Origin of the sequence: Roseibium sp. SCP14 (assembly GCF_040329475.1) — a bacterium.
Taxonomy (GTDB): domain Bacteria; phylum Pseudomonadota; class Alphaproteobacteria; order Rhizobiales; family Stappiaceae; genus Roseibium.
Genome location: NZ_JBDZYH010000003.1, coordinates 376,296 through 400,153 on the forward strand (window position 1 = coordinate 376,296; position 23,858 = coordinate 400,153).

General features: G+C 56.5%; 20 protein-coding genes. 19 read left to right on the top strand and 1 reads right to left on the bottom strand.

Annotated features, from left to right (window positions below):
• The first annotated feature begins 5 nt into the window (after positions 1-5).
• From nuoG to dnaE, 17 genes are all read left to right on the top strand, one after another.
• On the top strand, positions 6-2,069 hold the full coding sequence (gene nuoG, locus ABLQ08_RS14370) for an NADH-quinone oxidoreductase subunit NuoG (RefSeq protein WP_352943468.1): 2,064 nt from the start codon (positions 6-8) through the stop codon (positions 2,067-2,069).
• Between the two features lie 16 nt (positions 2,070-2,085).
• Positions 2,086-3,147, top strand: coding sequence for an NADH-quinone oxidoreductase subunit NuoH (gene nuoH, locus ABLQ08_RS14375; RefSeq protein ID WP_352943471.1), 1,062 nt, complete (start codon positions 2,086-2,088; stop codon positions 3,145-3,147).
• Positions 3,144-3,380, top strand: coding sequence for a hypothetical protein (locus tag ABLQ08_RS14380; RefSeq protein ID WP_352943473.1), 237 nt, complete (start codon positions 3,144-3,146; stop codon positions 3,378-3,380). The genes nuoH and ABLQ08_RS14380 overlap by 4 nt, the downstream gene beginning before the upstream one ends.
• 20 nt (positions 3,381-3,400) lie before the next feature.
• Positions 3,401-3,889, top strand: coding sequence for an NADH-quinone oxidoreductase subunit NuoI (gene nuoI / locus ABLQ08_RS14385; RefSeq protein WP_006934709.1), 489 nt, complete (start codon positions 3,401-3,403; stop codon positions 3,887-3,889).
• Positions 3,890-3,980: 91 nt separating this feature from the next.
• Positions 3,981-4,595, top strand: coding sequence for an NADH-quinone oxidoreductase subunit J (locus ABLQ08_RS14390; protein ID WP_352943475.1), 615 nt, complete (start codon positions 3,981-3,983; stop codon positions 4,593-4,595).
• 100 nt (positions 4,596-4,695) lie between these two features.
• The gene (gene nuoK, locus ABLQ08_RS14395; RefSeq protein WP_006934707.1) at positions 4,696-5,004 is read left to right on the top strand and encodes an NADH-quinone oxidoreductase subunit NuoK; all 309 of its coding nucleotides are present in this window, start codon (positions 4,696-4,698) and stop codon (positions 5,002-5,004) included.
• Positions 5,005-5,010: 6 nt separating this feature from the next.
• Complete coding sequence (gene nuoL / locus ABLQ08_RS14400) at positions 5,011-7,020, top strand: NADH-quinone oxidoreductase subunit L (protein ID WP_352943477.1); 2,010 nt, start codon at positions 5,011-5,013, stop codon at positions 7,018-7,020.
• The gene (locus ABLQ08_RS14405; RefSeq protein ID WP_352943479.1) at positions 7,020-8,546 is read left to right on the top strand and encodes an NADH-quinone oxidoreductase subunit M; all 1,527 of its coding nucleotides are present in this window, start codon (positions 7,020-7,022) and stop codon (positions 8,544-8,546) included. The genes nuoL and ABLQ08_RS14405 overlap by 1 nt, the downstream gene beginning before the upstream one ends.
• A gap of 23 nt (positions 8,547-8,569) precedes the next feature.
• Entirely contained in the window at positions 8,570-10,009 is a 1,440-nt protein-coding gene (gene nuoN, locus ABLQ08_RS14410; RefSeq protein WP_417714915.1) for an NADH-quinone oxidoreductase subunit NuoN, read from the top strand.
• Between the two features lie 8 nt (positions 10,010-10,017).
• A complete protein-coding gene (locus tag ABLQ08_RS14415; protein ID WP_352943481.1) occupies positions 10,018-10,797 on the top strand; it encodes a biotin--[acetyl-CoA-carboxylase] ligase in 780 nt (259 codons plus the stop codon).
• A gap of 34 nt (positions 10,798-10,831) precedes the next feature.
• Positions 10,832-12,511: a ribonuclease J gene (locus tag ABLQ08_RS14420; RefSeq protein WP_352943483.1), complete on the top strand. Its 1,680-nt coding sequence runs from the start codon at positions 10,832-10,834 to the stop codon at positions 12,509-12,511.
• Between the two features lie 44 nt (positions 12,512-12,555).
• Positions 12,556-12,960, top strand: coding sequence for a methylmalonyl-CoA epimerase (gene mce, locus ABLQ08_RS14425; RefSeq protein ID WP_352943485.1), 405 nt, complete (start codon positions 12,556-12,558; stop codon positions 12,958-12,960).
• Positions 12,961-12,966: 6 nt separating this feature from the next.
• A complete protein-coding gene (locus tag ABLQ08_RS14430) occupies positions 12,967-13,257 on the top strand; it encodes a DUF1467 family protein (protein ID WP_352943487.1) in 291 nt (96 codons plus the stop codon).
• A gap of 529 nt (positions 13,258-13,786) precedes the next feature.
• Positions 13,787-15,118 (top strand): proline--tRNA ligase, encoded by a 1,332-nt coding sequence (gene proS, locus ABLQ08_RS14435; RefSeq protein ID WP_352943488.1) that lies wholly within the window; start codon positions 13,787-13,789, stop codon positions 15,116-15,118.
• A 78-nt stretch (positions 15,119-15,196) separates the two neighbouring features.
• Positions 15,197-16,501 carry a lipoprotein-releasing ABC transporter permease subunit gene (locus ABLQ08_RS14440; protein ID WP_352943490.1) on the top strand — a complete coding sequence of 435 codons (1,305 nt, stop codon included), beginning with the start codon at positions 15,197-15,199 and terminating at the stop codon, positions 16,499-16,501.
• A gap of 11 nt (positions 16,502-16,512) precedes the next feature.
• Positions 16,513-17,229 carry an ABC transporter ATP-binding protein gene (locus tag ABLQ08_RS14445; protein ID WP_352943492.1) on the top strand — a complete coding sequence of 239 codons (717 nt, stop codon included), beginning with the start codon at positions 16,513-16,515 and terminating at the stop codon, positions 17,227-17,229.
• A 473-nt stretch (positions 17,230-17,702) separates the two neighbouring features.
• Positions 17,703-21,191 carry a DNA polymerase III subunit alpha gene (gene dnaE / locus ABLQ08_RS14450; RefSeq protein WP_352943493.1) on the top strand — a complete coding sequence of 1,163 codons (3,489 nt, stop codon included), beginning with the start codon at positions 17,703-17,705 and terminating at the stop codon, positions 21,189-21,191.
• A gap of 18 nt (positions 21,192-21,209) precedes the next feature.
• Here the strand turns inward: dnaE and ABLQ08_RS14455 are convergent, their stop codons facing one another.
• Positions 21,210-21,608, bottom strand: coding sequence for a VOC family protein (locus tag ABLQ08_RS14455; RefSeq protein ID WP_352943495.1), 399 nt, complete (start codon positions 21,606-21,608; stop codon positions 21,210-21,212).
• 321 nt (positions 21,609-21,929) lie between these two features.
• Between ABLQ08_RS14455 and rpsB the strand changes: the two genes are divergently transcribed.
• Both rpsB and tsf read left to right on the top strand, forming a co-directional pair.
• Positions 21,930-22,742 carry a 30S ribosomal protein S2 gene (gene rpsB, locus ABLQ08_RS14460; protein WP_352943497.1) on the top strand — a complete coding sequence of 271 codons (813 nt, stop codon included), beginning with the start codon at positions 21,930-21,932 and terminating at the stop codon, positions 22,740-22,742.
• 145 nt (positions 22,743-22,887) lie between these two features.
• Entirely contained in the window at positions 22,888-23,805 is a 918-nt protein-coding gene (tsf, locus tag ABLQ08_RS14465) for a translation elongation factor Ts (RefSeq protein ID WP_352943499.1), read from the top strand.
• Positions 23,806-23,858 lie beyond the last annotated feature (53 nt).

Consider the following 23,858-nt stretch of genomic DNA (forward strand, 5'->3'; position numbering starts at 1 on the left):
AACGGATGACGAAGCTCATCATCGACGGCAAGGAAGTGGAAGTCCCGGCGGACTACACATTGCTTCAGGCCTGTGAAGAGGCGGGTGCCGAGGTTCCGCGCTTTTGTTACCACGACCGGTTGTCGATTGCCGGCAACTGCCGCATGTGTCTGGTGGAAGTGAAGGGCGGGCCGCCCAAGCCGACTGCTTCCTGTGCCATGGGTGTGAAGGATCTTCGTCCGGGACCGAACGGCGAGCCGCCGGTTGTCGAAACCAAGTCCGAGATGGTCAAGAAAGCCCGCGAAGGGGTGATGGAGTTCCTGCTCATCAACCATCCGTTGGATTGTCCGATCTGCGATCAGGGCGGTGAATGCGACCTGCAGGACCAGGCAATGGCCTATGGTGTTGACGGTTCTCGCTTTCATGAAAACAAGCGTGCCGTTGAAAACAAGGAAATCGGGCCCCTGATCAAGACGATCATGACCCGATGCATTCATTGCACCCGTTGCGTTCGCTTTACCACCGAAGTTTGTGGCGTCACCGACATGGGCCTGATCGGCCGCGGCGAAGACGCTGAAATCACCACTTACCTCGAAGCTGCCTTGTCCTCTGAAATGCAGGGCAACGTCGCGGATCTCTGCCCGGTTGGCGCGCTGACGCACAAGCCGTACGAGTTCCACGCCCGTCCGTGGGAGCTGACCAAAACCGAGAGCATCGATGTAATGGATGCTGTCGGGTCTTCGATCCGTGTCGACACGCGCGGCAAGGAAGTGATGCGGGTCATGCCGCGTCTCAATGAAGACGTCAACGAAGAGTGGATCTCCGACAAGTCCCGTTACATCTGGGATGGATTGAAGACACAGCGCCTTGATCGCCCGTATGCGAAGAAGGACGGCAAGCTTCAACCGGTTTCCTGGACCGAGGCTTTCCAGATCATCGCTGACAAGGTCAAGGGAACGGCTGCCGACAGGATTGGCGCTCTGGCGGGTCAGATGGCAGGCGTTGAAGAGATGTTCGCGCTGAAGAGCCTGATGGAGAAACTGGGTGTCGCAAACATCGACAGCCGCTTCCCGGGGTCGCCGCTGCATCCGAAAAATGGCCGTGCAAGTTATCTCTTCAATTCCACCATACAGGGAATTGAAGATGCCGATGCGATCATGCTGATCGGCACCAACCCGCGTCAGGAAGCGCCGGTGCTGAACGCCCGTATCCGCAAGCGCTGGACACGCGGCAATGTTCATATCGGTCTGATTGGCGAGAATGCCGACCTGACCTATCCGGTCACATACCTCGGTGCGGGACCGGATAGTCTGAAGCAATTTGTCGAACACGCCCCGGCCAAGGCTGAGCGCCCGATGTTCATCATCGGCCAAGGCGCGCTGAACCGTCCCGATGGGGCCGAGGTTCTGGCGACGCTTGCAGCCGCTGCGAAGTCTCTGGGTGTCATCAAGGATGGCTGGAACGGCTTCAACATTCTGCATACCGAGGCCTCGCAGGTCGGTGCCCTGGATATCGGCTTTGTGCCGGGTGAGGGCGGTCTGGATACCGGGTCAATGCTTGAGCCGGACGCCCTAGACGTTCTGTTCCTGCTTGGTGTCGATGAGGTTGATGTCCCGGAAGGTGCATTTGTTGTCTATCAAGGGACACATGGTGACCGCGGTGCCCACCGCGCCGATGTAATCCTGCCTGGCGCCGCCTACACGGAAAAATCGGCGATCTATGTCAACACCGAGGGGCGCGTCCAGATGGGTGACCGCGCTGCGTTTCCTCCGGGCGATGCCCGCGAAGACTGGGCGATCCTGCGCGCACTTTCCGCAAACCTGGACAAGACCCTTGAATTCGATTCACTTCGCGAACTTCGGGCAAAGCTTTACGAAGCTGTGCCGCATATGTTGAGCGTGGATGCAATCGAAGCCGGCGAAGGCGCCGATATCGACAGGCTAGCCAATGCTTCGGCTGAAATGAACACTGCCGGGTTTGCCAATGCAATCCGCGATTTTTATCTGACCAACCCGATTGCTCGTGCGTCCAAGGTGATGGCCGAGTGTTCGGCGCTCGCGAAAACGCGGGCGGCAGAAGCTGCTGAATAAGGGGTAGGGGACCGAAATGGTTGAGTTCTTTACGACGACCTACTTGGGGCAATTCCTCCTGATGGCACTGCAGAGCCTTCTGCTGATGGTCGTGCTTCTGGTGATTGTCGCTTACATTCTCTATGCCGACCGCAAGATCTGGGCGGCTGTTCAGATCCGCCGCGGTCCGAATGTCGTCGGTCCCTGGGGACTGCTACAGAGTTTTGCCGACCTTTTGAAATTCGTCTTGAAGGAACCGGTGATTCCGGCAGGGTCGAACAAGGTCCTGTTCCTGCTGGCTCCGCTGGTTTCCGTGTTGCTGGCGCTGGCCGCCTGGTCGGTCATTCCGGTCGCAGACGGCTGGGTGATCGCCAACATCAACGTAGGCGTTCTCTTTGTCTTTGCGGTGTCTTCGCTTGAAGTCTACGGCGTGATTATCGGTGGGTGGGCATCGAATTCGAAATATCCATTCCTGTCCGCACTTCGGTCGGCCGCACAGATGGTGTCTTATGAAGTCTCCATCGGATTTGTGATCGTTACGGTTCTGCTTTGTGCAGGAACCCTGAACCTTTCCGGCATTGTGCATTCACAGGAAACGGGTCTTGCCAACATGCTCGGTGTGCCGTGGCTGTCGTTCCTGAACTGGTACTGGCTGCCGCTGTTCCCGATGTTCGTCGTGTTCTTCGTATCGGCGCTTGCTGAAACCAACCGTCCTCCGTTCGATCTGGCGGAAGCGGAATCGGAACTGGTTGCCGGCTTCATGGTCGAATACGGCTCCACCCCGTACATGATGTTCATGCTTGGCGAGTATGTGGCGATCTGCCTGATGTGCGCTCTCATGACCATCTTCTTCATGGGGGGCTGGTTGCCGCCGTTTGATTTTGCGCCGTTCACCTGGGTTCCGGGCGTCGTCTGGTTCGTTCTCAAGTGCTTCCTCGGCTTCTTCATGTTTGCCATGGTGAAGGCAATGGTTCCGCGCTATCGCTACGACCAGCTGATGCGCCTTGGCTGGAAAGTTTTCCTGCCGCTGTCCCTGGGCATGGTCGTCGTTGTTGCCGCGGTGCTGATGGTAATGGGCTGGGCGCCGGGCGCAGCGTGAGTATCTCGCTTGCCGGGGTAGTGGGGGCCGCAGTCGGGTTTTATGTCGGCTGGCTCGATTACAAGATCCTGAAGGGAATGCTTCAGGCGGCTGAGATGAAGAACAGGCAGGCTGGCGGCGACGGTGGCGCCGCGGCCAAATACAAAGCGCCTCTGAGCGCACTGATTTTTGGAGTTCCGGTGATCGGCTTTCCGATCATTGGTTATTGGGCCGCCAGTCAGCTGGCTGGTTGAGGAAAGAGAGGCTAAAAGCGATGGGACTTAGTCAAGCCGTCAAATCGCTGTTTCTGCAGGAGTTCGTATCGGCCTTCGTTTTGGCGATGCGCTACTTCTTCAAGCCGAAACCAACGGTCAATTATCCGTTCGAGAAAGGCCCGGTAAGTCCGCGCTTCCGCGGCGAGCATGCATTGCGCCGCTATCCGAACGGTGAAGAACGCTGCATCGCCTGCAAGCTGTGCGAGGCAATCTGCCCGGCACAGGCGATCACCATCGAAGCTGGTCCGCGCCGTAATGACGGAACCCGTCGGACCACCCGCTACGACATCGACATGGTCAAGTGCATCTACTGCGGCTTCTGTCAGGAAGCCTGTCCGGTGGATGCCATCGTTGAAGGGCCGAATTTCGAATTCGCAACGGAAACCCGCGAAGAGCTTTACTACGACAAGGAAAAGCTGCTCGCGAATGGGGACCGGTGGGAGCGCGAAATCGCCCGCAACATTGAAATGGACGCTCCTTACCGCTAGGAGCTAACCACAACTTCGATTTCAGCCCGGTAATCCGGCCGGGCTCCGCAATTCCGGCCCGACAAGGCCACACGACAGGCAGGTCTTTAAAATGATCCTGAAAGCCCTCTTTTTCTACCTGTTTGCCGGGGTAACCCTGGCGTCAGGCTTCATGGTGATCGCGTCCCGCAATCCGGTGACGTCGGTCCTGTTCCTGATCCTGGCCTTTGTGAACTCCGCCGGCTTGTTCATTCTTCTCGGCGCTGAGTACCTGGCACTGTTGCTGGTTGTCGTCTATGTCGGCGCCGTGGCGGTCCTCTTCCTGTTCGTCGTCATGATGCTGGATGTGGATTTCGTCGAGCTTCGTCAAGGTTTTCTGCAGTATCTCCCGATTGGTGCTCTCGTTGGGCTCATCTTGATGGTCGAGCTGCTGATGGGACTTGGTGCCTGGATCATTGCACCCGAGGTTCTCCAGCATGGTGCAGAGCCGATGCCTGCACTGACTGAAACGAGCAACATTCAGGCTCTCGGCTCGGTGCTTTACACAAAATACATCTATTTCTTCCAGGTCGCTGGCCTGGTGTTGCTGGTGGCTATGATCGGGGCGATCGTCCTGACGCTGCGCCACAAGCCGAATGTCAAACGTCAAAGCATTCCGGAGCAGGTTGGCCGCACACGCGAAGCGGCGATCGAAGTCCGGAAGGTGGAAACGGGCAAAGGGATCTGACGCAAATACGTTTGCGTTTCATAAGTAAAGTCCGGGAACCGGCACGCTCCTCCGTGCTGTTTCCGGTTGGGGTTAACGAGGGGAGCACGGCGAGGCGCCCATGGAAATCGGTCTGTCGCACTATCTGTCGGTCGCGGCGATCCTGTTCACAATCGGGATCTTCGGGATCTTTCTGAACAGGAAGAACGTGATTGTTATCTTGATGTCTATCGAATTGCTTCTGCTTTCGGTGAACATCAACTTTGTCGCCTTTTCGTCGTTCCTCGGCGACATGATGGGGCAGATCTTCACAATGCTGGTTCTCACCGTGGCCGCAGCTGAAGCGGCGATTGGTCTGGCGATCCTGGTGGTGTTCCACCGGAACCGCGGCTCCATTGCCGTGGAAGACGTCAACGTGATGAAAGGGTAGGGACTGATGTATTCCGCAATCCTGTTCCTGCCGCTTATCGGCTTCCTGATTGCCGGCCTGTTCGGCCGTGCCATTGGTGACAAGGCGTGTGAGTACATCACCAGCGGACTGGTGATCCTTGGCGCGCTGCTGTCCTGGGTCGCATTCTTGGGCTTCTGGCTCGGCGGTTCGCAGGCCGGAACATACGATCTCTTCCAGTGGATGAATGTCGGTGACCTGAAGGTCTCCTGGTCACTGAGAATAGACACGTTGACTGTTGTCATGCTGGTCGTGGTCAACACCGTTTCCGCGCTGGTACATGTCTATTCGATCGGCTACATGCATCACGATCCGCACCGGCCGCGCTTCTTTGCCTATCTTTCTCTGTTCACCTTTGCGATGTTGTCGTTGGTGACGGCCGACAACCTGCTGCAGATGTTCTTCGGCTGGGAAGGGGTTGGTCTAGCTTCCTATCTTCTGATCGGTTTCTGGTACCAGAAACCATCTGCAAACGCGGCGGCAATCAAGGCATTCGTCGTCAACCGTGTCGGTGACTTCGGATTTGCGCTCGGCATCTTCGGTGTCTTCTATGTTTTCCAGAGCATCGAATTTACCACGATCTTTAACGATGCCCCGTCCTTCGTGGAAGGTCACGGCGATGCACTGACGTTCCTCGGTTATCAGCTTGATTCGCATACGGCGATGACCGTGATCTGCCTGCTGCTCTTCATGGGAGCGATGGGCAAGTCTGCGCAGTTCCTGCTGCACACCTGGCTGCCGGATGCGATGGAAGGCCCGACCCCGGTGTCCGCACTCATCCATGCGGCGACCATGGTGACCGCAGGTGTTTTCATGGTGGCGCGCCTGTCGCCGCTGATGGAGCTTTCCCACACCGCGCTGGCCGTGATCGTGTTCTTCGGTGCAACAACCGCGTTTTTTGCTGCGACGGTCGGTCTGGTACAGAACGATATCAAGCGCGTGATCGCCTATTCGACCTGTTCTCAGCTCGGCTACATGTTCGTCGCGCTCGGAGTTGGTGCCTATTCCATCGGTATTTTCCACCTGTTCACGCACGCCTTCTTCAAGGCGCTCTTGTTCCTGTGCGCGGGATCGGTAATCCACGCCGTTTCTGACGAGCAGGACATGCGCAAGATGGGTGGCCTTCGCAAGCACATCCCGATCACCTATTGGACAATGATGATTGGCACGCTTGCGCTGACCGGTGTCGGTATTCCGTTCACCCATCTCGGATTTGCCGGGTTTGTTTCCAAGGATGGCATCATCGAAGCAGCTTTTGGCAGTTCAATGATTGAGCACGCCAATCCAATGGCGCTCTACGGCTTCTGGCTGACCGTGATCGCGGCGGCGCTGACGTCCTTCTATTCCTGGCGTCTGACTTTCATGACCTTCCACGGCAAGCCGCGCGCACCGGTGGATGTCATGAAACATGTCCATGAATCACCACTTGTCATGACCGTGCCGCTCATCATCCTTTCGGTTGGCGCTGTGCTCGCCGGCATGGTGTTCTACAATTCGTTCTTCTACTCGGAAGAAGCGTATAACGCCTTCTGGCGCGAATCTCTGCCGGCCTTCGCTGACCTGCATGTACTGCATGCCATGCATGAAGTGCCTGCCTGGGTGAGGGTCTCGCCTTTCGTCATGATGGTTGTCGGCTTTCTGGTTGCATATGTGTTCTACATTCGCTCACCAGAAATGCCGAAGCGGCTGGCGGAGCGCCATCACGGTCTCTATCAGTTCCTGCTCAACAAGTGGTATTTCGACGAGATCTACGACTTCCTCTTTGTCCGTCCTGCAATGTGGCTTGGCCGAGTTCTTTGGAAGAAGGGTGATGGCACCGTGATTGACGGCTTCGGGCCGAACGGTGTTGCGACCCGCGTCCAGAACGTCACGACCTGGGTTGTAAAACTGCAGACCGGATATCTCTATCACTACGCATTTGCGATGCTGATCGGTGTGGCTGCGCTCATCACCTGGTCGATGTTCACCGGTGCCGGCACCGGCGGGGGTGCACACTAATGATTGCCTGGCCAATTCTGTCACTCACAACCTTCATGCCGCTCATCGGCGTGCTGTTCATCCTCCTTGTTCCGGGAGATGACGAGGGCAGCAAGAAAAACATCCGGATGGTCGCGCTGGTGACTACCGCGTTCACCTTCCTGCTGTCGCTGGTTATCTGGTGGGCCTTCGACTACGCCAATCCCGGGTTCCAGTTCGTGGAAAACCGCGATTGGCTCGGCGGGAACATCAGCTACCGTATGGGTGTGGACGGCATTTCGGTGCTGTTCGTTATCCTGACGACGTTCCTGATGCCCTTCTGCGTGCTTGCCTCCTGGGAAAGCGTTCAGAAGCGCGTCAAGGAATACATGATCGCGTTTCTTGTGCTTGAAACGCTGATGATCGGTGTCTTCTGTGCTCTCGATCTGGTCGTGTTCTACGTCTTCTTCGAAGCCGGCCTGATCCCGATGTTCCTGATCATCGGTGTGTGGGGAGGCGCGCGCCGCGTCTACGCATCCTACAAGTTCTTCCTCTATACGCTGCTCGGCTCGGTTTTGATGCTGATTGCGATCATGGCGATGTACTGGAATGCCGGCACGACCGACATCGAGAAGCTGCTCGCTCATTCGTTCCCATCCGGTATGCAGACGTGGTTATGGCTGGCCTTCTTCGCTTCCTTTGCAGTGAAGATGCCGATGTGGCCCGTACACACCTGGTTGCCGGATGCGCACGTTGAGGCGCCAACGGCAGGTTCCGTGATCCTGGCGGGTGTTCTCCTGAAGCTTGGCGGATACGGCTTTCTGCGGTTCTCGCTGCCGATGTTCCCGATTGCATCGGACCTGTTCGCGCCGATGATCTACACCCTTTCCGTGGTGGCGATCATCTACACCTCGCTCGTGGCGCTTGCTCAGGAAGATATCAAGAAGCTGATTGCCTATTCCTCCGTCGCACACATGGGTTATGTGACGATGGGTATCTTCACGATGACCCACCAGGGTGTGCAGGGCGGTATCTTCCAGATGCTTTCCCACGGTATTGTCTCCGGCGCGCTCTTCCTGTGCGTTGGAGTAATCTATGACCGGATGCATACGCGCGAGATTGCCGCTTATGGCGGTCTGGTCAGCAGAATGCCGAAATACGCGGTGGTGTTCCTGATCCTGACTATGGCCAATGTCGGCCTGCCGGGAACGTCCGGATTTGTCGGGGAAATCCTGACACTGATGGGAGCGTTCCAGGTCAACACATGGGTGGCGTTCTTTGCGACCTCCGGTGTCATCCTGTCGGCGGCCTACGCGCTTTACCTCTATCGCCGCGTGGTCTTCGGTGCGCTGGAGAAGGAGAGCCTCAAGTCGATCCTCGACCTGAACCTGCGGGAAAAGGTGATCCTGATCCCGATGATCGTCCTGACGATTTTCTTCGGTTTCTACCCGATGGCGATCCTGGATGTGACGCAGGGCGCGGTGGACAATCTCATCAATCACTATGTTGCAGCGCTTGACGCGGCCGGGGTCACCCAGCACGCAGCAGCAGCTGCCGCATCTCACTAAGGTTTCGAGGACGAGACAGAGCTATGTCAGACATGACCCAATTGCCAGATCTCATGCCGGTCCTTCCGGAGATCATCCTGGCCCTCGGAGCAATGGTCCTTTTGATGGTTGGCGCCTTTGGCGGCAAGGGTGTCAGCTATGCCGTCTTCGGCGGTGCCATGGGGCTTCTTGGCGGCACCTTCCTGGTTCTGCTTTTCGTTCCGGCTTACGGAGATACGTTCGGCGGGTCCTTCGTGCTGGACGAGTTTGCCTATCTGTTGAAGCTGCTCGTTCTGGTCGGTTCGTTCTTCGCGATCGCGATGTCCTGGGCATATGCCAAGAGCCAGTCATTCGATCATTTCGAGTATCCGATCCTGATTGTCCTGGCGACCCTCGGCATGATGCTGATGCTGTCTGCGAACGACATGATCGCATTGTATCTCGGTTTGGAACTGCAGAGCCTGTCGCTTTACGTCGTTGCCGCGATCAACCGTGACAGCGTCCGGTCAACGGAAGCCGGCCTGAAGTATTTCGTGCTTGGTGCACTGTCTTCCGGCATGCTGCTTTACGGCATGTCGCTGGTATACGGCTTCACCGGGCAGGTCTCCTTCGCGGGCATCGCGAATGCACTGACAGTGGAAGGTGCCTCCATCGGACTGATCATCGGCCTTACCTTTATTCTGGCCGGTCTCGCCTTCAAGATTTCGGCTGTCCCGTTCCACATGTGGACCCCTGACGTTTATGAGGGCGCGCCGACGCCGGTTACCGCTTTCCTGGCAGCGGCTCCCAAAGTTGCCGCAATGGGCATGTTGGTTCGGATTGTCATTGAAGCCTTCCAGCCGGTCACGAGTGATTGGCAGCAGGTTATCGTATTCGTCTCGATCGCCTCCATGGCACTCGGTGCCTTTGCTGCGATCGGGCAGCGCAACCTGAAACGGCTGATGGCCTATTCTTCCATCGGTCATATGGGCTACGCACTGGTGGGACTTGCGGCGGGCACACAGACAGGTGTCGAGGGCGTCATCTTTTACATGGCTGCATACCTCAGCATGACTCTCGGAGTGTTTGCCTGCATTTTGTCCATGCGTCGCAAGGACGGCATGTTTGAGGAGATTGACGATCTGGCGGGTCTTTCTCAGACCAACTTGCCGATGGCTATCCTCCTTGCCTTGCTGATGTTCTCGCTCGCCGGTATTCCGCCATTGGTCGGTTTCTTCGGCAAGTGGTACGTCTTTGTGGCTGCCGTTGAAGCCGGGCTTTACCCGTTGGCGATCATCGGTGTGCTGATGTCGGTTGTCGGCGCTTACTATTACCTGAGGATCGTCAAGGTCATGTTCTTCGACGAACCGGTCGAGGGTTTTGAAGCCATGCCGATGGAGCTGAAGGTGGTTCTCGGCCTGTCGAGCGTCTTCGTGATTTTCTTCTGGTTGGCGCCCGGACAGGTGATAAATGCTGCAAGTGCAGCGGCCCAGTCGTTGTTCTGATCGATCGTATGACAGATAGAAACCTGGAACGTCCGGCGCCTGGTGCGCCGGATTTTCGCTATGAAGAGCATGAGAGCGTTGGTTCAACCAATACGCTTTGCTTTGATCGCGCCCGCGCAGGTCATCCCGGGCAGCTTTGGATCCGCGCTGACCTGCAGACGGAAGGACGTGGCAGGCGGGGACGGGACTGGTCGTCGCCCACGGGGAACCTCTTCACCAGCCTCCTGCTGATCGACCCTCAACCGGCGGAAAGGATCGGAGAGCTGCCTCTCGCGGCAGCCGTTGCGCTTGCCAATGCCGTTGACAAAGCAGCCGGGACGCTCCAATTGGTGGACCTGAAATGGCCCAACGACCTTCTGGTCAATGGTGCCAAGCTCTCCGGAATTCTTCTGGAAGCGGAAGTGCTGGATGATGGCCGCCAGGCCGTGGTCATCGGATTTGGCGTGAATTGCGTATCTCATCCGCCTCTCACACTCTATCAGGCAACTGATCTCAGGAGCCTCGGCTTTCAGGTGACGGCTGGAAGGTTGTTTGAGGCCCTGGCTGCATCCGTGGCGGAGCAGCTTGCTCACTGGTGTCAGCCGGGTGGATTTCAGTCCATCCGAAAACAATGGCTGAAAAGGGCGGCTCACCTTGGCAAGGAGATCAAGGTCAAGACCGCTCAAGGAGAAATTAGCGGCATATTTGCCGATCTGGATGCGCGCGGCCATCTGGTCCTCAAGCAGGATGACGGCCGCCAGCGCACCATTTATGCGGGCGATGTGTTTCTGTCGGACAATCACGGCTAGACACTCGCTTGAAAGAGATTTCAAGGAGTAATCCATGGCTTCGGCCAATACAGATAAGAACGACATAGTGTTCCTGCCGCTTGGCGGCGTCGGTGAAATCGGCATGAATCTCGGTCTCTACGGCTTTGGGCCGGAAGATGATCGAAGCTGGCTGATTGTCGATTGCGGCGTGAGCTTTGCTGGCCCGGAACTACCTGGCATCGACGTCGTCGTGCCGGACATCAAGTTTCTGGAAGAGGAAGTCGACAACATCGTCGGCATGGTGATCACCCATGCCCATGAAGATCATTATGGCGGCATTCTGCACCTATGGCCCTATCTGAAGGTGCCGGTCTATGCGACGGCTTTCACGGCAGGACTGCTGGCGGCGAAAACCGAGAGCGAACCTGGGGCGGAAGAGGTACCGGTTACGATCGTCAATCAGGGCGAACGGCACCAGATCGGTCCCTTCGACATCGAGTTCGTCGCAATGGCGCACTCGATTCCGGAACCTTGTGCGCTTGCGATCAGGACCCCTGCAGGACTTGTGCTGCATACGGGCGACTGGAAGATCGATCCGACGCCGGGCGTCGGCCTGCCGATCGATATGGATAGGCTTGCAGAACTGGGCCGTGAAGGTGTGATGGCGCTTGTGTGCGACAGCACCAATGCCGTCAGGGACGGCGTCAGCCCGAGCGAAGCAGATGTCGCCGAAGAGTTGAAGAAAGTGATGGCCTCTGCCAAGCACCGGATCGCTGTAACGACATTTGCATCGAATGTGGCGCGCATTCGAGCCATCGCCGAGGCGGCTGCCGCCAATGATCGCGACGTGGTGGTTGTCGGACGGTCGATGCACCGCGTGATCGATGTGGCCGGGGAACTCGGTTATCTGGAAGGACTGCGCCCGTTTCACGATGAAGAGGCCTTCGGTTACCTTCCGCGCGAAAAGGCAGTTCTTCTTTGTACGGGGTCTCAGGGTGAAAACAGGGCTGCGCTTGCAAGAATTGCAGCGGGCGATCATCGGAACATCGGCCTGTCCAAAGGCGACATGGTTATCTTCTCGTCCAGGACCATTCCCGGCAATGAAAAGGCAGTTGGCGAAGTCCTGAACAATCTTGCCGACAAGGATGTGAACATCGTAACGGACCGTGATGCACTCGTGCATGTGTCGGGCCATCCACGTCGCGGTGAGCTTGAACAGTTATACAAAGTGGCAAAGCCGAAAGTCGTGCTTCCCGTGCATGGAGAACCGTTGCATCTTGCCGCTCATGCTGCGTTTGCGAAGGAGCAGGGTGTTCCTGAGGTGGTACGCGGCAAGAACGGGGACATCATCAACCTGACAGCGGGCAAAGCCGGCATCATCGACGAAGCACCTTTCGGCATTCTGGTAAAAGATGGCGAAATTCTTGATGATCCGGAAGTGACCGGTGTCAAGGAACGGCGCAAACTGTCATTCGCGGGCGCAACTGTTGTTGCGCTTGTGGTCAACCGGGCAGGGGAGTTGCTGTCGGATCCTGAAGTCACGCTGCTGGGGCTTCCTGACACGGATGACGAGGGCGAACCGATGGAAGACATTGTCATCAAGGCAGTCATCGGAGCCGTGACAAGCATTCCCAAGGCAAGGCGCAAGGACAAGGACCTTGTCGGTGAGGCGGCCCGGCGGGCAGCGCGTTCAGAGATCCTGGACGTCTGGGGCAAGAAGACGCTCTGCAAGGTGATGGTGACCCAGATATAGTCAGCCGGACGGTTGGAACGACCGTCCCATGCGGAGGAATTTTGATGATCGGAAGGCTTAACCACGTCGCGATTGCGGTTTCGGACATTGAAGCTGCGACTGCCGTTTATCGCGACACTCTCGGTGCCGAAGTGTCTGCCAAGGAAGAACAGCCGGATCACGGGGTCAGCACGGTTTTCATCACCTTGCCGAACACCAAGATCGAACTGCTTGAACCCCTTGGCGACAATTCTCCCATCTTGAAGTTCCTGGAGAAAAACCCCTCGGGTGGTATCCATCACGTTTGCTATGAAGTGGACGACATCATTGCGGCACGCGACAAGCTTCTAGCCGATGGAGCGCGTGTGCTGGGAGATGGAGAGCCCAAGATCGGTGCCCATGGCAAACCAGTCCTGTTTTTGCATCCCAAAGACTTCCTGGGCACACTGACCGAGTTGGAAGAGGCGTAAGAAAGCATGTCCGTGGCGTTCGGCCTGGCCGTTTATTTCATGCTCTGGTGGATCATTCTGTTTGCGATACTGCCTTTCGGTATGCGTCGTACTCAGGAGGAAGCGGGAGACGTGATTCCCGGATCCGAGCCGAGCGCACCGGAGCGTCCCCGATTTCTGAAGGTTGTTGTCATTACCACTATCGTGACAACGATCGTGTTTTCAGCGTTTCTGTTGTTGCGTCAGTCGGGATATGGTCTGGATGACATCCCGTTCTTCAATCCGCCAAGCGACAGTTACAGCCAGCCGAACGGATAGTTTCGGGCCGGGAAAAGCCGGAGTTTGCAACGTAGTGTTTATTTGCCTGAAAACAAAAAAGGCAGAGCCAAGCTCTGCCTTTAAAAAGTTCCGCGTCTAAACTGACCCCAATCCCTTACCGGTTGGTGTTACAACCTGGTTGGGCGGCTGCGAACCGAAGGTGCGCCAGAGGGTCCTTCCTCCCAAGACTCAGACCGCGATGTTCTTGAGCTACTTGGCATTTCTGCCAAGGCATCTTTTTGTTATGAGGACGAAACCTAGCTGATTGTTTTGCACTTGTCACCTATTTGTCGCACCCGACTTGATTTTTTTTGCATGCCCAATTTTTTTGACATTTGATAGGTACAACCAATGACCTTTTGCCGGTTGAAACGTCGGGTGTTGAAACGTTGAATTTCCCTCGATTCAGTCGCATTTTCCGGCTAATTCTGCAAAAGACCACGCCTGATGCGCAAAGGGGTTGTTTTTGGCTTCAGCTTGCGCTTTGACTGCGCACCAAACAGGTTTCGCGCAAATTGAGAGAATATTCATGCGTCTTTCCAGATATTTTCTGCCCATTCTTAAGGAAACCCCCAAAGAGGCAGAGATTGTTTCACACCGGTTGATGTTGCGCGCCGGAATGATCCGGCAGCAATCGGCGGGGATCTACTCCTGGCTGCCGCTTGGTCACAAGGTTCTGCGCAAGATCGAACGTATCGTCGAAGAAGAGCAGGCGCGCGCAGGGGCGATTCAGCTTCTCATGCCGACCATTCAGTCCGCTGACCTGTGGCGCGAAAGCGGCCGTTACGACGCTTATGGCAAGGAGATGCTTCGCATCACCGATCGCCACGAGCGCGATATGCTTTACGGTCCCACCAACGAAGAGATGATTACGGATATCTTCCGCGGCTATGTGCGGTCTTACAAGGATCTGCCGCTGAACCTCTATCACATTCAGTGGAAGTTCCGCGACGAGGTTCGTCCGCGCTTCGGAGTCATGCGTGGCCGCGAATTCCTGATGAAGGACGCATATTCCTTCGACCTGGACCAGGAGAGCGCTGTTGAGTCCTATAACCGGATGTTTGTCGCCTACCTGCGCACGTACAAGCGAATGGGCCTGACGGCTATTCCCATGCGGGCGGAAACCGGTCCAATCGGGGGCGATCTCAGCCACGAGTTCATCGTTCTGGCGGACACCGGGGAGAGCGAAGTCTATTGCCACGCCGATTACCTGAGCAAGGAGACCCCTGGCGAAGACGTCGACTTCAACAGCGACCTCAGCCCGATCGTCAAGGACTGGACCTCTCACTACGCGGCGACCGAAGACGTTGTCGACAAGGCTGCTTTCGAGGCGTCTGTACCTGAGGACAAGCGGATTGTCGCTCGCGGGATCGAAGTGGGCCAGACATTCTACTTCGGCACGAAATATTCGGAGCCGATGGGTGCGAAAGTGGCGACTGCCGAAGGCACGGAAGTTCCGGTCCACATGGGATCTTACGGTGTGGGTGTTTCCCGCCTTCTTGGTGCCTTGATCGAAGCCAATCATGATGAAAATGGAATCATCTGGCCGAAGTCGGTTGCTCCGTTCCATGTTGGTCTCGTCAACTTGAAGCCAGGTGATGATCTGACGGACACGGCGTGCGAGGATCTGTATGCCAAGCTGGAAGCAGCCGGAATCGAAGTTCTCTACGACGATACGGACACTCGGGCAGGGGCCAAGTTTGCCACCATGGATCTGATCGGTCTGCCGTTCCAGGTTGTTGCCGGGCCGCGTGGGCTGAAAGACGGCGTCCTGGAGGTCAAGGATCGAGCAACTGGGGAAAAGGAAATGCTTTCTCCGGAAGCCACCTTGAACAAACTGACGACGGCATTGACGGACTAATCAAGTCCGGTGATCCTCGGGGCGGGGATTCGGTCGCGGACACTGCGACCGATTGGGCATTGCTGAAGTGGATGGACAATGACAGCGGCAAACACTGTAGACGTTGACGATGGTCAGAAGCCCGCGGCGCCTACACGCCCTTTTTCCGCCTTCGAATGGATGATTGCCGGTCGGTATCTGAGATCCCGGCGGCGTGAAACCTTCATTTCCGTGATCGCAGGCTTCTCTTTCGCCGGTATCATGCTGGGTGTTGCGACGCTTATCATCGTGATGGCGGTGATGAACGGTTTTCGTTCCGAACTGCTCGGCAAAATCCTCGGTATCAACGGTCACATGCTGGTGCAGCCGATCGACATGCCGCTGACGGATTATGATGCTGTGTCGGCCAGGCTCGAAGGCGTTCCGGATGTCGTCAGCGCGATACCATTCATTGAAGGCCAGGCGCTTGTGTCTGGACCTGCCGGCAACCTCGGCGCGCTGGTCCGGGGCGTCTATGAAAGCGACCTGCGACGCATTCCCCTGATTGCCAACAACGTCAGATCGGGCTCGCTGGACGGGTTTGATGCCGGAGAAGGTGTAGCGATCGGATCGCGGATGGCGCAGCAGCTCGGTATCACCACCGGTGACAACATCACCATCATTTCCCCTCGCGGCAGCGTTACGCCGATGGGGGTCACTCCACGTCTCAAGGCCTATCCGGTCACCGCGATCTTTGAGATCGGCATGAGCGAATATGATTCCACCTTCCTGTTCATGCCTTTGGAAGAAGCGCAGGCTTATTTCAACATGGACACCAAGGCGACCGGAATCGAAGTCTATGTCGTTGATCCGGACAATGTCGGTGTCATGACCAAAGCTCTTGAAGAAGCGGCGGAAAGACCAACTTTCGTGACCGACTGGCGCCAGAGGAACGTCACCTTCTTTTCAGCGCTGGAAGTGGAACGGAACGTGATGTTTATCATTCTGACGCTGATTGTTCTCGTCGCGGCGCTGAACATCATTTCCGGACTGATCATGCTTGTGAAGGACAAGGGGCGGGACATTGCCATCTTGAGGACGATGGGCGCGACCCGGGGGTCGGTCATGCGGATCTTTCTGATCACGGGTGCGAGTATCGGCTGCGTCGGGACGCTGGCAGGTTTTGTTCTCGGCCTGATCGTTTGCCTGAATATCGAAAGCATCCGCCAATTCGTGTCCTGGCTCACTTCCACTCAGCTGTTCGATCCCACACTATATTTTCTGTCGAAGCTTCCAGCTGAAATCGACAGCGGAGAAACCATTACGGTCCTGGTCATGGCCCTGGCGCTGTCTCTTTTGGCGACCCTCTACCCGGCTTGGCGCGCGGCGCGGCTCGATCCGGTAGAAGCGCTCCGGTACGAATAGGGAGGCTTGAGATGAACATGGCTGTTGATCCGCGCCGCACACCCGGTCTTGCTCCTGCTGCTCTGGAACTTTCCGGAATCGTTCGCAGCTTCGATGAAGGCGAGCGCCAGCTGCATATCCTGAAGGGGGCAAATCTTCGAATAGAAGCCGGTGAAATGGTCGCCCTGGTAGCGCCTTCAGGCACAGGCAAATCGACGTTACTGCATATTGCAGGTCTCCTGGAGCGCCCGGACGATGGCAATGTCTTTCTTGGACCCATCAATTGCGCGGAGTTGTCTGACGACGAGCGCACGGCCATCCGGCGCAATGACATTGGATTCGTCTACCAGTTTCATCATCTGCTGCCAGAGTTCACTGCGCAGGAAAACATCATGATGCCGCAGATGATCCGAGGTCTGCCGCGCAAGGTTGCAGCAGAACGGGCGGATGAGCTGTTGAATTACATGCGGCTAGGAGAACGCGGTAAACACCGGCCCTCGGAACTTTCAGGCGGGGAACAACAACGGGTCGCGGTTGCTCGGGCGGTCGCAAATGCCCCTCGGATACTGCTGCTGGATGAACCTACAGGAAATCTCGACCCGAACACAGCGAACTATGTCTTTGACGCTTTGTCGGCTCTGGTTCGTGCCTCGGGTGTTGCCACGTTGTTTGCCACGCATAACCTGGAACTTGCCGGACGGATGGATCGCGCAATCACGCTTCAGGACGGTTTGGTTCAAGACCTTTAGGTGTCTAACTCGTAGCGGTTGCGGCGGATAAGGCGGCGGATCAGCTCACTGATTGACTTCGGGAACAAAGCAAAAACTACAAGTTTTCTCTAATTTTGATTAGCCTCATGACAAGGGGAACAAAAAGAGCTTGCAAAGAGAACAAAATTAGAACATATTCTTTTTGCACAACGGTCAAAGGTTGGAGGGTGACATGTTTCACATCGCTCGTGATTTTGCTGCATTCGGTTCTTTAGTCTGCTTCTGCACCACACTTGCCGTTTGGGGTGATGTTCTCTTTGCAGCAGGCTAAGCCTGCAGCAGTGGACGTTCCCAAAGAGTTCTCGTCGGTACAGTTGGGTCGTCTTGCCCGTGATGCACTGAGACATGCCGATTGAAAAGAACAGCGGTGACAAAGTCGCTGACGGCTCGACACAGCTTTTCTGAGGCGCTTCACTTGAGCGTTGATTCTGGAAGATGCTAAGAGCGCCGACATGACTGGTTCCGATACTTCTGCTAACGAGACTTCCGGGGCAGCCGGCGTGGCCGGACCGGGTTTCGTTCATCTCAGGGTTCATTCCGCACTTTCGCTCCTGGAAGGAGCTTTGCCGATCAAGAAACTTCTTGATCTGGCAAAGGCCGACGATCAGCCTGCGCTTGCCATCGCGGACACCAACAATTTGTTCGGTGCGCAGGAGTTTTCCGGCAAAGCCTGGGGTTCCGGTATTCAACCGATCACAGCTTGCCAACTCTCGGTATTCTTTGATGATGGCCTGGAGAGTGGGCGGCGCGGAGAACCTGCGCTCGCGGATGTGGTTCTTATCGCCATGACCGAGGTCGGCTACGGCAATCTCATGGAACTGACGTCGCGCGCGTTTCTCGATACGGAAACCGGACTCAGGCCACACGTCACGGCCGAATATCTCCTGTCTAGAAGCGAAGATGTTGTTGTTCTGACCGGGGGCTTTCTCGGTCCGGTTGGTGCGGCTCTGCTTGCGGGGCAAAAGGAGTTGGCAAGAGAGCGCCTGCAGAAACTCGCAAATGGCTTCCCCGGTCGCTGCTACGTCGAATTGCAGCGTCATGGGATGGAAGGCGAGCGAAAAACCGAAGCTGACTTCCTGAACTTTGCCTATTTGATGGATTTGCCGATTGTTGCGACCAACGAAGCATTTTTCCCAAAACGCGACGATTATGAAGCGCATGATGCGCTGATCTGTATCTCTGAAGGTCGCGTGCTGATTGAGGACGATCGGCGACGACTGACACCCGAGCACTATTTCAAGAGCCGTGCAGAGATGTGTTCGCTGTTTTCGGACTTGCCGGAAGCCCTGGCCTCTACAATTGAGATTGCCAAGCGCTGCAGTTTCCGTCCAATGCGCCGGGACCCGATCCTGCCGAGATTCGCGGGAGCGGATGCTGACCCGGAAGAAGCGGAAGAGGCAGAGGCCAATGAGCTGAAGCGCCAGGCGAGGGAGGGCTTGCAAGCCCGTCTCGACGCGCATGGCCTGGCTCCTGGTCTGGAAGAGAAAGATTATTGGGAACGGCTTGACTACGAAACCGGCATCATCGAACGGATGAAATTTCCCGGTTACTTCCTCATCGTTGCCGACTTTATCAAATGGGCCAAGAATCAGGATATCCCCGTTGGACCGGGGCGTGGTTCGGGGGCGGGCTCGCTTGTCGCCTGGGCCCTGACGATCACCGATCTTGACCCAATGCGGTTCTCGCTTCTGTTCGAGCGCTTTCTCAATCCAGAGCGCGTATCGATGCCGGATTTCGATATCGATTTCTGCCAGAGCCGACGTGAAGAAGTTATCCGTTACGTTCAGGAAAAATACGGACGCCAGCAGGTTGCGCAGATCATCACTTTCGGATCGTTGCAGGCGCGGGCTGTTCTGCGCGATACAGGCCGTGTGCTGCAAATGCCGTATGGCCAGGTGGACCGGCTTTGCAAACTGGTGCCTGCCAACCCTGCCAATCCGGTAACGCTCGCGCAGGCAATCGAGGATGAACCCCGTCTGCGGGAAGCCGCCAAGGAAGAGGAAATCGTCGAGCGCCTGCTCGGCATGGCACAAAAACTAGAAGGCCTATACCGCCACGCATCCACCCACGCAGCCGGTGTCGTCATCGGCGACCGGCCCCTTGAGCAATTGGTACCGCTTTATCGGGACCCTCGGTCGGACATGCCGGTCGCCCAGTTCAACATGAAGATGGTTGAAGATGCCGGGCTGGTAAAATTTGACTTCCTGGGTCTGAAGACGCTGACGGTCATTGACACGGCTGTGAAACTGATTGAGCGCCGTGGGGTCAATGTTGATGTCGCCGCGTTGCCGATCGATGACAAGATAACCTATGAGCTTCTGGCCCGCGGCGAGACATTCGGCGTGTTCCAGCTTGAAAGTCAGGGGATGAGACGGGCCATTGCCGGAATGAAACCGGACCGGTTCGAAGACATCATCGCGCTGGTGGCGCTCTACCGCCCCGGACCGATGGAGAACATTCCGGTCTACAACGCGGTCAAGCACGGCGAACAGGATCCCGACTGCCTGCATCCGCTGTTGGAACCCATCCTGATGGAGACGAACGGCATCATCGTCTACCAGGAACAGGTGATGCAGATCGCTCAGGTGTTGTCAGGCTACTCGCTCGGTGAAGCTGATCTTTTGCGCCGCGCAATGGGTAAGAAGATCGCCGCTGAAATGGAGATACAGCGGGCGCGCTTTGTTGATGGCGCCGTCGAGCGCGGCATCAGCAAATCCCATGCCGGAACAATCTTCGATCTTGTGGCGAAATTCGCCAACTATGGCTTCAACAAATCTCACGCTGCAGCCTATGCGCTGGTCTCCTACCACACGGCTTGGCTCAAGGCGAACCATCCGGTTGAGTTTATGGCTGCATCCATGACGCTCGACCTTGGAAATACCGAAAAACTGGGTGATTTCCGGCAGGAAGCCCGGCGAATGGGTATTGAAATCGTTCCCCCGTCAATTAATCGCTCCCAGGTCTATTTTGACGTCTCGGAAGGTGAAATCCTTTACGCGATGGGCGCGATCAAAGGCGTTGGCGAGCAGGCAGTTGAACATATCGTCGAAGTGCGCGGCGATACACCGTTCGCCAGCCTTGGCGATTTCGCACGCCGTATTTCACCAAAGGCGCTCAACAAGCGGACACTCGAAAATCTCGTGGCGGCCGGTGCGTTCGATGAACTCGAACCCGACAGAGCACGTGTCTTTGAGGGGCTCGATCGTGTCATGGGACTGGCGCAACGCACGGAAGAAAACCGGACGCTCGGTCAGGATGAGCTCTTCGGTGGCAGCGATAGCGAAGAACCACTCCAGCTGGAAGAAGTGCACGGCTGGACAACGGAAGAGAAACTGCAGCGCGAACATTCGGCTATCGGGTTCTATTTGTCGGCGCATCCGATCGACGAATATGCCGGTGTTCTGGAAAAGATGCGCGCGCAACCCTGGGCCCAGTTTTCCGAGGCAGTCAAGAAAGGTGCGTCTCACGGCCGATTGGCTGGAACCGTGGTTTCCATGCAAGAGCGCAAGACCAAGACGGGGACACGCATGGGGATCGCTCGGTTGTCGGATGCCACCGGTCAGTATGAGGCGTTGCTCTTCCGGGAAAAACTCGAACAGTTCCGTGACGTTCTTCAGACGGGTCGATCTGTCGTTGTGCTCGTCGGTGCGGACATGCGTGACGATGAACCATCCTTGCGGATCGAGCAGGTCGATCCGATCGACAAGGTCGCTGCTCGACTGCAAAAGAGCATGCGCGTTTTCGTGCGCGACGAGCGGCCGATCCAGAGTCTGGCCAAACACCTCCAGGTCAGGGGGGAGGGCGATGTAACAGTGATTGTCCTGCTCGAAAACGGCGCTCGCGAAGTGGAGATAAAATTGCCGGGCCGCTTCCGTCTGTCGCCTGAAATAGCAGGTGCTCTCAAGGCTGTGCCGGGTGTGACGGATGTGCAGACGGCTTGAGCGTGAAATGGACCACGCTCAGCTGGCCGGCCAGATGAATTCCACGCGAATGCCGCCTGGTTCAGAGCACATCATGTGCATGCGCGGTCCGCCTGAAAGAAATTCCGGTTCGAACTCCACAGTTACCCCGGGCCAGTTCCGTAATTTGCCCGCCAATTCAAACAACTCTTCTTTTGAGGCGACTTCAAAGGCAACGTGATGCAAGCCGACATTTGTCTTGCGGTCGAAGCTGGTGAAGGGCTGAGATTGATCTGCCTGCCAGAGTGTCAAGCGGCATGTATCGTCTGAAACGGTTGTGCGTGGATAGCTGTCGTCCCTTGCAAGGAGCGACCATCCGAGCAGATCAGTAAAGAACGCGGTCGTCTTGTCGAGATCCCGTACCGTCAGCCCGAGATGGTTTATTCCGAGAGTTGTCAATGTATGTCTCCTGAATCTGGCATTGGCTGGATCCTTGGTAAAAACACCTGTAGAAGAGGTCAAGCGGATCAGGTTGCAGGCCACTGGCGTTTCGGGCTGACGTTTCGAGCCGAAAAAAACTGCCGAAACATGTGAAGGGCACCAAAGAAATCAGGTGTTCAGGTCTTGAAATAAAATTTCTTCCCAACTATAAGGCGCCCATTCCACACGCAAGGGGCGGAAACCGAGTTTATCGGGGTCCATCCGGTGGCCGATGGGAGAAATCCTCCGGCCGACATCCTCTTGCGGAGGTTAAACCGGAAAAATCAGGAGATTAAGGGTATGGCATTGCCCGATTTCACCATGCGTCAGCTGCTGGAAGCTGGCGTCCACTTTGGTCACCAGAAACACCGTTGGAACCCGCGTATGGGTCAGTACATCTTTGGTGTACGCAACGATGTTCACATCATGGACCTGTCCCAGACCGTTCCGCTTCTGCACCAGGCTCTCAAGGCAGTATCCGACACTGTTGCCGGTGGTGGCCGTGTTCTGATCGTCGGTACCAAACGTCAGGCTCAGGAAGCTGTTGCGACGTCTGCTCGCAACTCCGCACAGTATTTCGTCAACGCACGCTGGCTCGGCGGCATGCTGACCAACTGGAAGACCATCTCCCAGTCCATTCAGCGTCTTCGCAAACTGGAAGAAACTCTTTCTTCCGATGCAGCCAATGCGCTGACGAAAAAAGAACGCCTGTTCATGGACCGCGAGCGCGAGAAGCTTGAGCGGAACCTTGGCGGCATCAAGGACATGGGTGGTATTCCGGATCTGATCTTCGTGATCGATACCAACCGTGAAGCAATTGCAATTCAGGAAGCGCGTCGTCTGGGCATTCCGGTCGCTGCGATTCTCGACTCCAATTCCAATCCGGAAGGCATCACCTATCCGGTGCCGGGCAACGACGATGCAGGTCGCGCAATCTCGCTCTACTGCGATCTGATTGCACGTGCAGCCATCGACGGCATCTCCCGTGCACAGGGCGCTGCTGGCATGGATATCGGTGAGTCGGAAGAAGCTCCGGTTGAAGAAGCTCTGGCTGAAGCTTCCGAAGAAGCACCTGCTGAAGCTGAAGCAGCTCCGGCAGCGGCTGAAGCCTAAAACTTCTCTGCCGCGATCATGTCGCGGCAGTTTCATGTTGAATTCGCAAGACGGGCTGCAATTTATTGCAGTCCCGTCATAAAGACGCGGATAGCTTTCGGCTAAACCGTGTTTTATCTGAAACCCCCCATCCACGAGGCAATCGATGAGCATTACCGCTGCGATGGTAAAAGAGCTCCGTGAGAAATCCGGCGCTGGCATGATGGACTGCAAAACCGCTCTGAACGAATCTGGCGGTGATATGGAAGCGGCAGTTGACTGGCTGCGCACCAAGGGCCTGGCAAAGGCAGCCAAAAAGGCTGGCCGCGTTGCCGCTGAAGGTCTGGTTGGTGTTGCTTCTGAAGGCAACAAGGCTGCGGTAGTCGAGTTGAACTCCGAAACCGACTTCGTTGCGCGCAACGAAGGTTTCCAGGAACTGGTCGCCAAGGTGACCAAGATTGCCGTTGGCACCGACGGTTCCGTCGAAGCCCTGGCCGCTGCCGATCTCGACGGCAAACCGGTTTCCGAAGCCATCACCGATGCGATCGCGACCATCGGTGAAAACATGACCCTGCGCCGTTCCGCGGTCCTGGGTGTGAACGAAGGCATCGTCTCCACCTATGTCCACGGCAAGGTTGTTGACGGTCTTGGCAAGATCGGTGTTCTGGTCGCGCTGGAATCTTCCGGCGACAAGGACAAGCTGGACGCCCTTGGCCGTCAGATCGCCATGCACGTTGCAGCCACGAGCCCGCTCGCTCTGAATACGGAAGAGCTGGACCCGGCTGTTGTTGAACGCGAAAAGACGGTTTTCTCCGAACAGGCTCGTGAATCGGGCAAGCCGGACAACATCATTGAAAAAATGGTGGAAGGCCGTTTGCGCAAATTCTACGAGGAAGTTACCCTCGTGAAACAAGCCTTCGTCATCAACCCGGATCAGACGGTTGAGCAGGCTGTAGAGGCGCTTGCAAAAGATCTCGGCACCGACGTCAAGCTCTCTGGCTTCGTCCGCTTCGCACTAGGCGAGGGGATCGAAAAGGAGGAGCAAGACTTCGCCGCAGAGGTGGCAGCAGCCACCGGGCAGTAAGCTCTAAGAAAGCGCCGGCAAGTCCGGCGCTTTTTTTTTAGAAAGACAATTTT

Bases quoted from the DNA above. Each gene is read 5' to 3' on its own strand.
- ABLQ08_RS14390 (WP_352943475.1), top strand. From the start codon at position 3,981: ATGATCCTGAAAGCCCTCTTTTTCTACCTGTTTGCCGGGGTAACCCTG.
- ABLQ08_RS14405 (WP_352943479.1), top strand. From the start codon at position 7,020: ATGATTGCCTGGCCAATTCTGTCACTCACAACCTTCATGCCGCTCATC.
- nuoL (WP_352943477.1), top strand. From the start codon at position 5,011: ATGTATTCCGCAATCCTGTTCCTGCCGCTTATCGGCTTCCTGATTGCC.
- ABLQ08_RS14415 (WP_352943481.1), top strand. From the start codon at position 10,018: ATGACAGATAGAAACCTGGAACGTCCGGCGCCTGGTGCGCCGGATTTT.
- mce (WP_352943485.1), top strand. From the start codon at position 12,556: ATGATCGGAAGGCTTAACCACGTCGCGATTGCGGTTTCGGACATTGAA.
- nuoG (WP_352943468.1), top strand. From the start codon at position 6: ATGACGAAGCTCATCATCGACGGCAAGGAAGTGGAAGTCCCGGCGGAC.
- ABLQ08_RS14430 (WP_352943487.1), top strand. From the start codon at position 12,967: ATGTCCGTGGCGTTCGGCCTGGCCGTTTATTTCATGCTCTGGTGGATC.
- proS (WP_352943488.1), top strand. From the start codon at position 13,787: ATGCGTCTTTCCAGATATTTTCTGCCCATTCTTAAGGAAACCCCCAAA.
- nuoN (WP_417714915.1), top strand. From the start codon at position 8,570: ATGTCAGACATGACCCAATTGCCAGATCTCATGCCGGTCCTTCCGGAG.
- ABLQ08_RS14440 (WP_352943490.1), top strand. From the start codon at position 15,197: ATGACAGCGGCAAACACTGTAGACGTTGACGATGGTCAGAAGCCCGCG.
- ABLQ08_RS14445 (WP_352943492.1), top strand. From the start codon at position 16,513: ATGAACATGGCTGTTGATCCGCGCCGCACACCCGGTCTTGCTCCTGCT.
- dnaE (WP_352943493.1), top strand. From the start codon at position 17,703: ATGACTGGTTCCGATACTTCTGCTAACGAGACTTCCGGGGCAGCCGGC.
- ABLQ08_RS14420 (WP_352943483.1), top strand. From the start codon at position 10,832: ATGGCTTCGGCCAATACAGATAAGAACGACATAGTGTTCCTGCCGCTT.
- nuoI (WP_006934709.1), top strand. From the start codon at position 3,401: ATGGGACTTAGTCAAGCCGTCAAATCGCTGTTTCTGCAGGAGTTCGTA.
- rpsB (WP_352943497.1), top strand. From the start codon at position 21,930: ATGGCATTGCCCGATTTCACCATGCGTCAGCTGCTGGAAGCTGGCGTC.
- nuoH (WP_352943471.1), top strand. From the start codon at position 2,086: ATGGTTGAGTTCTTTACGACGACCTACTTGGGGCAATTCCTCCTGATG.
- tsf (WP_352943499.1), top strand. From the start codon at position 22,888: ATGAGCATTACCGCTGCGATGGTAAAAGAGCTCCGTGAGAAATCCGGC.
- nuoK (WP_006934707.1), top strand. From the start codon at position 4,696: ATGGAAATCGGTCTGTCGCACTATCTGTCGGTCGCGGCGATCCTGTTC.